Genomic DNA, 12,122 nt, shown 5'->3' with positions numbered 1-12,122 from the left:
TCCGCCGCATGCGGAAGGGCGAATTCAAGGAAGGCGAAAAAGTGCTGCGGGCGAAGATCGACATGGCATCGCCGAACATGAACCTGCGCGATCCGGCCCTCTACCGCATCCTGCATGCGCACCACCACCGCACCGGCGATGCGTGGTGCATCTACCCGATGTATGACTACGCGCATCCGCTGAGCGATGCGCTGGAGAGCATCACCCACAGCCTCTGCACGCTGGAGTTTGAGCACCACCGCCCGCTGTATGAGTGGCTCATCGCAAATGTCGATGGCCTGCCCGGTGCACCGTATCAGCGCGAATTCGCACGCCTAAACCTCACCTACACGGTGATGAGCAAGCGCAAGCTGCTGCGTCTGGTGAAGGAAGATCTGGTGAATGGCTGGGATGATCCGCGGATGCCGACGATTTCTGGCATGCGCCGCCGTGGCATCACGGCGGCTGCGATTCGCAGCTTCTGCAAAACGATCGGCCTGACCAAATTCAACTCGCTCACGGAAATCGCCCTGCTGGAGCATTCGATTCGCGAGGACTTGAACAAGATTTCGCATCGCGCGTATGGCGTGGTGCGTCCGATCAAGGTGGTGATCACGAACTACCCGGAGGATCAGGTCGAGCACTTCGAAGCGCCGAACCACCCTGAAGATCCGGCTGCGGGCACGCGTCAGGTGCCGCTCTGCCGCGAGCTTTACATCGAGTCTGACGACTTCATGGAGTTCCCTTCCGAGGGCTTCCACCGTCTGAAGCCCGGTGGCGAGGTGCGCCTGAAGTTTGCCTTCTGCATCATCTGCCAGGAGGTCATCAAGGACGACGCTGGAAACATCGTGGAACTGCGCTGCACATATGACGACGCCACGCGCCATGGCAAGAAGCCGGAAGGGCGCACGAAGCCCAAGGGCATCATCCACTGGGTGAGCGCGCGGCATGCCATCGACGCGACGGTGCGTCTTTATGACCGCCTCTTCACGGTGGAAACGCCGGATGCGGATGCGGGCGAAGACGGTGACTTTGCGAAGTTTTTGAATCCCGCTTCGTGCGAGGTGGTGACAGCGAAGCTGGAGCCGAGCTTGAAGGAAGCCGCTCCCGGCACGCACTGGCAGTTTGAACGAGTCGCCTATTTCTACGCTGATCCGATTGATTCAAAGCCCGGTGCGCCGGTGTTTAACCGGACGGTGACGCTGAAGGATGGGTGGGTGAAGAAGTAGGTCTGCATCATCATGGCTCGTCACGATCACTCGGATACTCTGATAAAAAAAGCGACATCCCAAGGTTTGCCATCAAGCGCATCATCTCAGGTGAAATAGCTGCTCCGCCACCCAAGGCGTCCTCTCGCGGCATGAAACCGATATCCGCGACGTAGGATCCAGGCGGGAGTGTGGCATGATGCTCGATGAGCCAGGCTTCGAGCGCCGCAGCCTGATCAGGAAGACGCCAATTGCCTTCACACAGCCAGGCAACCTTCTCAGGCGATTGAGTCTCTCGGGAATAGATGTTGATAGGCATGAAGCTGTTTTAAGTCCAAATAGAACGATGCGATCAAAAGGCGTCAATTATTTAGCCAACCGTGTGCCGAGCGGCCAGCTTTGTCGTCTAAATGTCAGGTGACCAGAATCTGGATTCAAGTGTCGTAATCAACGCTGTCCCAAGGCTCGAAAAACGCCATGAAATTTCCGGGCTGTAACTCAACAGCCCCCCCCTTCGGGTGGGCGAGGCACGAGGCCAAAAGGAGTCCCGCCGTCCATGCCATTCCAATTTTCGCCCAAGGATGTTTTAGCGTGGGGGTGCAAGTGCTGTCAGACTGTGGCAGCATTCGTCATCCCCTTCCCCATGAAACTGATCCGTGATCTCCTTGTGCTCTGCTCGGGTATTTTGTCCGCGCTTTATCTGCTGAACATCAGCTTCGGAGTGGCGGAGTTCATTCCGGACAACATTCCCATCTTTGGCAATCTGGATGAAGCAGCAGCGACGGCGCTCTTTATTAACTGCCTGGCCTACTTCGGCGTGGATCTTGGGCATTTTCTCCGGCGCAAGGGACCGGAGGGCAAGGCTGAGCCGAAGACGCATGACATTGATGTCAGCAAGTGATGCAACGCACGAGGCGCTGGATAGCACGGAGTGCTGGGTTAGAGCGGCGCTTTGAGGGATCAGGATGATCCCTCTCCTGACGGAGGCTAAAGCTCGTGAGTACTTTCCACCACCACATCCGCCGCAGGCGTGTCTGCTTGGGGAGTGGTGCTGTGCACTAGGATCCACTTCAGGCCGGGGCAGTAGCGGGATTCCCAGGCAGCGCGGCGGATGAGGGTGTCTGCGGCGCCGTGGCGGAGGTAAGGAAAGTGGCGCTTGTGATGGAGCGCGAGACGCAGGGGGGCGAGGTCTTCGCTGAAGCTGATGAGATGCAGCGGGCGGAGAGGGCCTTTGGCGGCTTCGGCTTCGTAGAGGAGGATGACGGCGATGGCGGTAGCGGCAGCATCGAGGTGCTTGTCCCAGACGATGAGCGGCGGTGAATCTGCGGGCTGGCGAAGAAGCTGGATGAGCTGGGTCTCGGTGGCAGGATTCAGCTGCGGGGTGGTGGAAATGATGCGGAGCGAAGGCGTGTGCAGGATGGAAGGAGGATGGCCATGCAGCTCATAGTCTCCTTCATGGTGCACTTTGGTGGAGGTGCGCTTCGGATGCGTGACGGGATGGTCGACGTCTTCGATGGGGAGAATCTCGCGGCGTTCGCGGTAGAGCGCGAGGAAGCGATCTTCCAGAATGCTCTGGCGAATCTCGCGCATGAGCTGGTGGTAGAAGTGGATGTTGTGCTGGCCGACGAGAGTCCAGCCCAGCGGCTCCTGCGTTTTGGTAAGGTGGTGCAGATAAGCGCGGCTGTGGGTGGCGCACACCGGGCAGGTGCAGGCGGGATCGAGGCGGTCCTCGCTGAATTTGTACACGGAGCGGCGGAGCTCGACGATGCCGCGGGAGGTGAAGGCGGTGCCGCGCTTGGCCACCTGTGTGGGGATGATGCAATCAAACATGTCCACGCCACGGTGCACGGCCTCCAGAACATCCACCGGCGTGCCGACGCCCATGAGGTAGCGTGGGCGGTCTGCGGGGAGCAGGGCGGCGGTGAGCTCGCACACGTCTTCGCGCTCATTTTTTTCTTCCCCTACGGCGAGTCCGCCGATGGCGAAGCCGTCGAAGTCGATCTGCGTCAGGCCCTCGGCGCTCTCGCGACGGAGATGCGGATAGAGTGCACCCTGCACGATGCCAAACATGGACTGCGGGGAGTCCTCGCGCGCGGCGAGGCTGCGCAAGGCCCAGCGCTGGGTGATCTGCAGGGCGGCGCGGGTTGTTTTTTCATCGGCCGTGGATGGGATGCACTGGTCCAGCACCATCATGATGTCGCTGCCGATGGCGCGCTGGGTTTGAATGCTGAGCTCCGGGCTGAGCAGGATGCGCTGGCCGTCCACGTAGCTTTGAAACACGGCCCCCTTCTCCGTCATGGAGCGCGAGTGGGGGAGCGAGAAGATCTGATAACCGCCGGAGTCCGTGAGCACGGAGCCGGGCCAGTTCATGAATTTGTGGATGCCGCCGAGCCTGGTGAAGACATCGGGGCCTGGACGCAGCAGGAGGTGGTAGGTGTTGGCGAGAAGGATCTGCGAGCCGGAGGTGTGCAGCGTCTCCTGCGTCTGCGCCTTCACCGTGGCCTGCGTGCCCACGGGCATGAACAGCGGCGACTGAATGGTGCCGTGCAGCGTATGAAACGTGGTGGCGCGGGCGCGGGAATCGCCGGCCTGGGCATCGAGCTGGAAATTGAGACGGGAGGGCGACATGCGGGGCGCTTGGGCGAGGGCGGCGGTTTTGTTGCGGGCAAGAGTGCCCGCATCACTGGTCACTGGGAAGCGTGATTACTTTGGATCCGCAAGCATGGCCCGCAAGCCGGAGAAGAAGTTGGTGTTTTCCTCCTGCGTCGTGGTTTCGTTCATGTGCTTGGTGTAGTCGAGTTCCTCCACGTACTTGCGGTCCAGCTCCTTGAGAAAGGTGCTGGGCATGTTGCTCTGCTTCTTGCCCCACTTCATGCGCGTGCGCGTGTGGCTGAGCGTGAGCTTCTGCTTTGCCCGGGTGATGCCCACGTAGAAGAGGCGGCGCTCTTCATCCACACGGCCTTCGTCAAAACTGCGTTTGTGCGGCAGGATCCCCTGCTCCATCCCCGGCAGAAACACGACCGGAAACTCGAGCCCCTTGGAGGCGTGCATGGTGATCAAGCACACGCCTTTCTTCTTTTCGATGTCGTCCTTTTCCTCACGCTCATCATTGAGGCTGACTTCATCCAAAAATCCGGCCAGGCCGCTGGCGCGATCGCGCTCGGCGTGCGCCGTCATGCTTTTGAGCAGTTCATTGATGCCGTTCTCCCATCCTGCAAAATCTTCCGGTTCTTTGGCGGCTTTCTTGAGATGCTCCATGTAGCCAATTTCAAGAATCAGGGCCTGCGTCATGTCCACGAGATTGGTGCCGGGGGTGCTGGCCGGTCCTGAGTATTTGACGATGAGCGCGGTGAAAAGACGAATGGCATTGCGCCCCTTCTCGGGGATCTGGCGCAGGAATTCCTCGTCGCACAGCGCCACCCAGATGCTGTGATGCTTCTCCATGCTGCGCTCGCGAGCGAGCTCGGCGGTGGCGCTGCCGATGCCTCGCGTGGGGGTGTTGAGGATGCGCAGCAGCGCCATGTCATCGTGCGGATTGTGCAACACGCTGAGGTAGCTCACGATGTCCTTCACCTCACGCCGGTCAAAGAAGCTGCGGGCACCCACCACCCGGTAGGCGATCTTGCGCTGGCGGAAGGCCTGCTCCAGCACGCGCGACTGATCATTGGTGCGGAAAAGCACGGCGAATTCTTCCAGCGGCTGCTTGTTCGCGAAGTGCGCGGTTTCCACTTCCTTCGCAATCATGTCCGCCTCCTCCTTGTCATCCTCGTTGGCAATGAGGCGCACGAGATCGCTGCCGTTGTTGCGGCTCCACAGGGACTTGGGGCGGCGGCCCACGTTGTTTTTGATGAGGCTGTTCGCCGTGTGCAGGATGGGCGTGGTGCTGCGGTAGTTTTCCTCCAGCTTCACCACGTGCGGATTCGGGAAGAAGTTTTCGAACTCGGTGATGTTGGTGATCTCCGCACCGCGCCAGCCGTAGATGGACTGGTCGTCATCTCCCACCACGCAGACATTGTACGGTGCGGGCACCAGAGCACGCAGCAGGCGCATCTGCAGGGAGTTGGTGTCCTGGAATTCGTCCACCATCACGTAGTGGTGGCGGCTCTGCACCGTCGCACGCACCTGGGCGTTTTCTTCCAGCAGCCGCACGCCGAGGATGATGAGGTCATCGAAGTCCATGACGTTCAGCCCGCGCATCTCGTCCATGTACTTTTCCATGACGGCGGCATCGAGGCTTTCTTTCGGATCTCCCAGGCCTTCACCAGCGTTCTTGGCCTTGCTGATGCGGGAGAGCGCCATGCTGGGGTCCAGCGTCTCGTCCTTCACCAGCAGGGTCTGCAGCACGCGCTTGATGAGCGTCTCCTGCTCGCCCTGGCTGTAAATCGCGAAGTTGTTCTTGTAGCCCACGTGCTCGGCAAACTCGCGCAGCAGGCGCACGCAGAAGGCATGGAAGGTGCCCACCACGACTTTCTTGCCGAGGCCGTCGCGCACCATGCCTTTGATACGCTCGCGCATTTCGTTGGCGGCTTTGTTGGTGAAGGTCACCGAAAGGATGTTCTTCGGGTTGATGCCTTCATTCACCATGAAACTGATGCGAGCGGTGAGCACGCGCGTCTTGCCGGTGCCTGCACCCGCGAGAATAAGCAGGGGGCCGTGAATGTGGGTGGCGGCCTCGCGCTGCTGTGCGTTGAGTGTTCCAGTAAAGCCGCTCATGATGCACCCTCACCTCGTACGGGCAGACCCAGTTCACGCCATTCATTCAGCACCCGGGGCAGGAGCTTGTGTTCCTCCACCTTGATCCGCGCATGCAGCGTCTCGGCGGTGTCGCCGTTTTTCACCGGCACCCTGGCCTGCGCCAGAATGCGTCCGGCATCGATCTCTGCAGTGACGAGGTGCACGGTGCAGCCGGTTTCAAGCTCGCCTGCATCAATGGCAAGCTGCGGCGCATTGGCCCCTTTGAACTTCGGCAACAGCGATGGATGCACGTTCACAATGCGGCCGGCATACGCGCTGATCACCGGCTCCTTGAGAATGCGCATGAATCCCGCAAGCACGACGACGTCAATGCGCGCGCGCTCCAGATGCTCAAAGATCTCCTTCTGCGCCGCATCACTGAGGCGGCGCGGATTATCACCGCCATCCACAAACAGCGCGGGCACGCCGGCGGCGCGGGCGATCTCACGAAAACCGGACTCTGCCTGATCGGTGAGGGCGATGGCGATCTCAGCCTTCAGCTTTTTGTCCGTGATGGCAGCGATGATGGCTCGCAGATTGGACCCTGCACCGGAGCCCAGCACGGCGAGGCGCAGCAGCCCGCTGTTTTTCGCACCAGCATCACCCGCCTGCATCTTGTTGATGGTCTTCGTGGTGGAGCGCCCGGGCACCAGCGGCAGGATGCAGATCTGCGTGCCTGCGGCTTCAAGCGCAGTGCGTTCTTCACGATTGAGCGACTCCACGGTGTAGTCACCGCCTTTGGCATACACATGCGGGCGGATGGCTTCGATGAGCGAGGTGGCGCGTTCGTCATCAAACACGACGACGGCATCCACGGCACGCAGGGCGGACATCACTTCCGCACGATCATGCTCGGGATTGAGCGGACGATCCGGGCCCTTCAACTGGCGCACGGATTGATCTGAATTCAAGGCGACCACCATGGCGTCTCCGAGCGCACGGGCCTGCTCAAGGTAGCGCACATGGCCTGCGTGCAGGAGATCGAAGCAGCCATTGGTGAAGACCAGCTTTTTCCCCTGCTGATCCAGGGTGTCACGCAGCCGCCGGACATCGGCGATGGTGGCGGGTGTGTAGTCATCGGGCATGCTTTGCTATTGGCGCGAAGCGTGGCGGATGCAAGGTGGGAGAGGGTGGAAATTCAAAGGATCGTGAGGCTGGGGCAGAGCGGCGGTGAGGCCGTCAAATTCTCGTTGTTTGTTCGGTGCTTTTTTCTTCCTTGATTCCAAGCGGAGCGCGGTTCGCAAAACTCATTTCCACTTAGCGTGCCGTTTCTTGACCGAGGATCATGGGCTTCCTTATTCGCCAAAGCCACGCAGGACACGTCGACGGCGGCTGGCTGAGGACAGCCAGCCCCAGCTGTCCCGGGCATGCGAGCGCACCCAGCATACCAGATTCCATTCTTACCTACCCCGATATATCCTCCCATGTCATCGGAAGCCCCCTCCGAAAACAAAAAAGCGGAAGGGATCGCCTTCCGCTTTTGAGAGATGATGAAGATGAGGCTCAGCCCTGTTTCGACACGACCTTGTCAGCGGTGCTTTCCAGAACGGCGGCACCGGGATCACGTGTGAGAGGCCAGTAGGCGTCCATGTTGAGCTTGGCGGGCGGGGCCATCTTGAACTGCTCACCGGCCTTGGTGGCAAAGCCCTGGTAGGCAAGAGGCATGAGGGTGATGCAGACGCGCTCCTGATCAAACTTCTGCACGTGCAGCGCTGCGGCGAAGGTGCTCTTCTGATCGAGGACCAAGGAATCCCCCACCTGATAAGGGTCAGCCTTGCCCTTGTTGCCAGGAAGAACAATTTCAATGTCCACGTCCTCAATGTCAACAGAACGAGCGCGCACCACCCAGCCTTCGGTGATGACATCCTTGGCGGTAAGCGGACGGGCGTTGATCACCTGGAAGGTGCCCTTCACATAGAGCGGCTGCTCCTGCTTGTAGTTGCGAATGTAGGAACGCTTGAGGAGATCATTCTTCACGGCAAGCTGCTCGCTGTTGAAGGCATAGAACTCGGCCAGCATGTCACGCGCAGGAAGAAACTTGCCCTGCGGCACGGTGTAGTTGGTGAACTTGCGCAGCGGGTCGAGCTTGTCGAAACGCGCAAGCACGCGGTAATTAAATGGTTTTTCAGGGTGCGCGAAGACCATGATGCTGAAGAACCAGCAGAAAGTGGCGAAGCCCATCAGCAACGTGATGAGAATGGTCCACCAAAAAATGCCGCCGGAGTCTTTCTTCTTGGAAAAGCTCCCGCCACCGTAAGAACGGTATTCATTGCCGTCGCTCAAAAATCGAATTTGCATGACAATTTTGCGAAAATTTTAGTATTTATAAATCAGGAATGTTCAAATTCTACAATATCGACTGAATTTGAAAAGGGAATTTTGTGAATAAGTTGGCAACAAGATTGCTTCAATAATGACCAGAATCAGAGGTGGAGATTCAGGCAGTCTGCGGTTCAAAAGAAGTGCCGCAGCCGCAGCTGCGGGCGGCGTTGGGGTTGGTGAGCTTGAAGCCGGCGTCCGCCAGGGAATCGACGTAATCGATCTGGCAGCCGCGCAGGTAGCCGAGACTGTCCTGATCAATGATAATCGAGACCCCCTCCTGCGACTGCACTTCATCGCCGGTTTTGGCCTGATCTAGGCCCATGACATACTGCATGCCAGCGCAGCCGCCCTTTTCCACCCGCAGGCGCAGCCCGGTGCCCGCATCGGCGTTCTTTTCCGCGATGAGGGATTTGAGATGTTCTACGGCGCTGGAGGTGAGTGAAATCATGGGAGGGCAGGCAATGGCGGGCGTGTGTCTGATGGCCGAGAAGCACGGAGATTGCAAATCCCCATCTGGCATCCAAGATAACATTTCTGGGTTGTGGTACAGGCTACGCCTCCCATCCCGCACTTTATCGAAATACATGGCAAAAATACGCATTCTTCCAGACGCACTCGCCAGCCAGGTGGCGGCAGGGGAGGTCGTGGAGCGCCCGGCCGCCTTGGTGCGCGAACTGGTGGAGAACAGCCTGGACGCTGGAGCCCACCACATCGAGGTGCATGCCCAGCGCGGCGGCATCGCGATGATTCGCATTGTGGATGATGGAAGCGGGATGGACCGGGAGGACGCCATGCTGTGTCTGGAGCGCCATGCCACCAGCAAGATACGGACCAAGGAGGACCTCGGCGCGATCCACACCTTTGGCTTTCGTGGCGAGGCGCTGCCCAGCATCGCCAGCGTGTCGCGCTTCCGGCTTGCCACGCGTGAGAAAACCGCGCTGGTGGGCACGGAGATCGAAGTGAATGGCGGCAAGCTGGTAGGAGTGCGCGACCACGGTGGCGCCCCGGGCACGGTGATCGAGGCCCGCTCGTTGTTCTTCAATGTGCCTGCGCGCCGCAAATTTCTGCGCACGGAGAACACGGAGTTTGCCCACGTGGAGCAGCAGCTGCGGCTGCATGCCATCGCCAATCCGCAGACGGCCTTCACCCTGACGCATAATGGCGAGCTGGTGCTGCACCTGCCGGCCACGCGCGACATGCTGGAGCGCATTCGCGGCCTGGTGGGGGATGAGTTGGCCTCCCGTCTGCTGAAGGTGGAGGAAACCACCGTGCAGGGCGTGACGGTTTCCGGCTATATCGGCGGGCCGGGCATGAGCCGCTCCAACAGGCAGATGCAGACCACGTATCTGAACGGCCGCCCGATCGAGAGCGCCAGCATCTCCTACGGCCTGCGCGAAGGCTACCACACCGCGCTGATGAAGGGGCAGTATCCGGTCACCTTCCTCTTCATCCAGATGGACCCGCATGCGTTTGATGTGAACGTGCATCCGGCCAAAAAAGAGGTGCGCTTTCATGATGGCCACAGCGTGAGGGATGCCATCTCCCGCTGCGTGAGCCACTCTCTGGAGAACGCCGCCAAACTGCCCACGGGGCATGCCGCTGCACGCCCCCCCCCTGTGGCAGCGCGAGTGCCGCTGGTGCCAGACAGCCGTCAGGAGCAGTTTGCCATGCCGGTGGCGGCTTCGTCAGCACCACTGCGCAACATCGCCCCCATACCGGCGTCCACGCCTGCACCGCAGCCAGCCGCACCCGCCGTCTCCCACCGCGTGGCAGACGTGCTGGAGAGAATAGCCGCCGCGCGCAGCACCCCAGCCCTTCAACCCCAGGCCCAGGAAACAGCGGCAGCCCCAGAAACGCAGGAAGAGGAAGTGCCGGAGGAAGCGCCAGCACCCACCAAAGCTGAGCTGCCGGAGTACCGCATCATCGGCGTGCTGCAAAAACTCTACGTCCTTATGGAGGGCAAAGAGGGCCTCGTGCTCATGGACCAGCACGCCGCGCATGAGCGGGTGAACTTCGAAAAATTCCGCCGTGCCATCGAGTCCGGCGGCGTCCCCTGCCAGCGGCTGCTGCTTCCCGTCACGCTGCAAACCACACCCAGAGATGCCGATTTGCTGCGGCAGAATCTGCCCTCGCTCAACCGTCTGGGCATCGAGATCGAGCCCTTCGGCCCGAACATCTTCAAGGTGGAAACCCTGCCCTCGTTTTTGAAGACGGACGATCCCGCCGCCTGGCTGGATCAGGTGATCGAGGAGCTCAGCAGCCTGAGTTCGAAATCCTCCAGCCTGCGCCTGAGCGAGGACGCCATCGCCACCATCGCCTGCCGCGCCTCGGTGAAAAGCAACGACGTGCTCTCCATCCCCGAGATGCAGGCGCTGCTGAAAGACCTCTTCGCCTGCGAGATGCCCTACTGCTGTCCGCATGGCCGGCCCACGCTGGTGCAGATTTCCACCAGCGAGCTGGAGCGGAAGTTTGGGCGGAGAGCGCCGGGGTAGCAGCTGCAGCAGGGGTTTGCGAATTCTCGTGATAAGTCCGCCGCCTGCCCGCGTTAAAGGGCGCATCCCCCTGCCCTGTCCTTTCCATGAATCCCCTTCGCAACGATCTCAGCCGCCGCGCTTTTGTCTCCGGTGCCGCCAAAACCTTTCTTGGCGTCAGCACGGCAGCCCACTTCGGCTCCCGCATTCTGGCCGCCCCCGGGCAGGGAGCTTCACCGCTGAAGCAGGCCGCCACGGCGCGCAATGTCATCTATCTCTACATGAATGGCGGCATGAGCCACCTGGACACCTTTGATCCGAAGCCGGAGAAGAAGGAAATCATGGGCCTGACCAAGGTCATCAACACCAACGTGGATGGCATCCGCGTCGCGGAAAACATCCCGCTGATCGCCCGGCAGATGGACAAGCTGGCCGTGATCCGCAGCATGATGACGACGCAGGGCGCGCATGAGCAGGGCAACTACTACCAGCACACCAGCTACACCATGCGCAGCAGCATCCGCCACCCCTCCATGGGTGCGTGGCTGCAGAAGTTTCAGGACCGGGGCAATCCCACCCTGCCGGGCAGCGTGATGATCGGCAATGACAGCCGCCATCCCGGCGCCGGATTCTTTGAGAGCCGCTTTGCCCCGCTGATGATCAACGACCCTGAAAGCGGCATCAACAACGTGAAGACTAACCAGTGGTTCACCGAAGAGCGCTTCAACAGCCGCCTAAGCGTCGCCAAACAGCTCGACCGCCAGTTTGCCGAGACCTACAACGTCAAAAACGTGCGCGCCTATGCCGACATGTACGACGATGCGCTCAAGATGATGAAGAGTGAGGAGCTCGCCGCCTTTGACCTCAGCGCGGAGCCTGAAGCGCTGCGCAACAAATACGGCAGCGACCGCTTCGGCCAGGGCTGCCTGCTCGCCCGCCGGCTGGTGGAGCATGGGGTGCGCTTCGTGGAAGTCTCCTTCGGAAGCTGGGACACCCACAATGCCAACTTCACCCGCGTCCCAGAATTGTGCGATGAACTCGACTCAGCACTCAGCACCCTGCTGCAGGATCTGGAATCCCACGGCCTGCTGCAAGATACCATGGTCGTGCTGGCCACCGAATTTGGCCGGACCCCGGAGATCAATGCCAACGACGGCCGCGACCACCACGCGCGTGGCTTCTCCTGCCTCATGGCCGGCGGCGGCATTCGCGGCGGCCAGGTCTATGGTGCCACGGATGACAGCGGTCTGGAAGCCGCCGTGAATCCGGTGACGATTCCCGATTTCAACGCCACCATCGCCTACGGCCTCGGCATTCCGCTGGATCAGGTGCTCTACAGCCCGAGCAAGCGCCCCTTCACGGTGGCGGACAAAGGGAAGCCGATCACGCAGTTGTTTGGCTGAGCGGG

The 12,122-nt window shown here is 60.5% G+C and carries 10 protein-coding genes; 4 read left to right on the top strand and 6 right to left on the bottom strand.

The window, feature by feature from the left end; all coding sequences use genetic code 11:
• On the top strand, positions 1-1,208 hold a 1,208-nt coding region (gene glnS / locus ACILSL_RS21165; RefSeq protein ID WP_395734055.1), incomplete at its 5' end, for a glutamine--tRNA ligase.
• 10 nt (positions 1,209-1,218) lie between these two features.
• On the opposite strand, the gene ACILSL_RS21160 is transcribed toward glnS, so the two are convergent.
• Complete coding sequence (locus ACILSL_RS21160) at positions 1,219-1,506, bottom strand: hypothetical protein (protein ID WP_395734054.1); 288 nt, start codon at positions 1,504-1,506, stop codon at positions 1,219-1,221.
• Positions 1,507-1,830: 324 nt separating this feature from the next.
• Between ACILSL_RS21160 and ACILSL_RS21155 the strand changes: the two genes are divergently transcribed.
• Positions 1,831-2,088 (top strand): DUF1232 domain-containing protein, encoded by a 258-nt coding sequence (locus ACILSL_RS21155; RefSeq protein WP_395734053.1) that lies wholly within the window; start codon positions 1,831-1,833, stop codon positions 2,086-2,088.
• Positions 2,089-2,174: 86 nt separating this feature from the next.
• Here ACILSL_RS21155 and tgt read toward each other — a convergent pair whose 3' ends face one another.
• The 5 genes from tgt to ACILSL_RS21130 all read right to left on the bottom strand — a co-directional run bounded on the left by tgt (position 2,175) and on the right by ACILSL_RS21130 (position 8,691).
• A complete protein-coding gene (gene tgt, locus ACILSL_RS21150; protein WP_395734052.1) occupies positions 2,175-3,815 on the bottom strand; it encodes a tRNA guanosine(34) transglycosylase Tgt in 1,641 nt (546 codons plus the stop codon).
• Between the two features lie 75 nt (positions 3,816-3,890).
• Positions 3,891-5,900 (bottom strand): ATP-dependent helicase, encoded by a 2,010-nt coding sequence (locus ACILSL_RS21145; protein WP_395734051.1) that lies wholly within the window; start codon positions 5,898-5,900, stop codon positions 3,891-3,893.
• On the bottom strand, positions 5,897-7,006 hold the full coding sequence (purN, locus tag ACILSL_RS21140; RefSeq protein ID WP_395734050.1) for a phosphoribosylglycinamide formyltransferase: 1,110 nt from the start codon (positions 7,004-7,006) through the stop codon (positions 5,897-5,899). The genes ACILSL_RS21145 and purN overlap by 4 nt, the downstream gene beginning before the upstream one ends.
• A gap of 418 nt (positions 7,007-7,424) precedes the next feature.
• A complete protein-coding gene (locus tag ACILSL_RS21135) occupies positions 7,425-8,219 on the bottom strand; it encodes a hypothetical protein (RefSeq protein ID WP_395734049.1) in 795 nt (264 codons plus the stop codon).
• 139 nt (positions 8,220-8,358) lie between these two features.
• Positions 8,359-8,691, bottom strand: a complete 333-nt coding sequence (locus tag ACILSL_RS21130) for a HesB/IscA family protein (RefSeq protein WP_395734048.1) — start codon at positions 8,689-8,691, stop codon at positions 8,359-8,361.
• A gap of 136 nt (positions 8,692-8,827) precedes the next feature.
• Between ACILSL_RS21130 and mutL the strand changes: the two genes are divergently transcribed.
• Both mutL and ACILSL_RS21120 read left to right on the top strand, forming a co-directional pair.
• Positions 8,828-10,735: a DNA mismatch repair endonuclease MutL gene (gene mutL / locus ACILSL_RS21125; protein WP_395734047.1), complete on the top strand. Its 1,908-nt coding sequence runs from the start codon at positions 8,828-8,830 to the stop codon at positions 10,733-10,735.
• An 86-nt stretch (positions 10,736-10,821) separates the two neighbouring features.
• The gene (locus ACILSL_RS21120; RefSeq protein ID WP_395734046.1) at positions 10,822-12,117 is read left to right on the top strand and encodes a DUF1501 domain-containing protein; all 1,296 of its coding nucleotides are present in this window, start codon (positions 10,822-10,824) and stop codon (positions 12,115-12,117) included.
• The last annotated feature ends 5 nt before the right edge of the window (positions 12,118-12,122 follow it).

The sequence above is a fragment of the Prosthecobacter sp. genome (genome assembly GCF_044222345.1).
Lineage (GTDB): Bacteria > Verrucomicrobiota > Verrucomicrobiia > Verrucomicrobiales > Verrucomicrobiaceae > Prosthecobacter.
The sequence above is the reverse complement of the archived record's forward strand: the minus strand, read 5'-3'. Positions and strand labels throughout refer to the sequence as shown.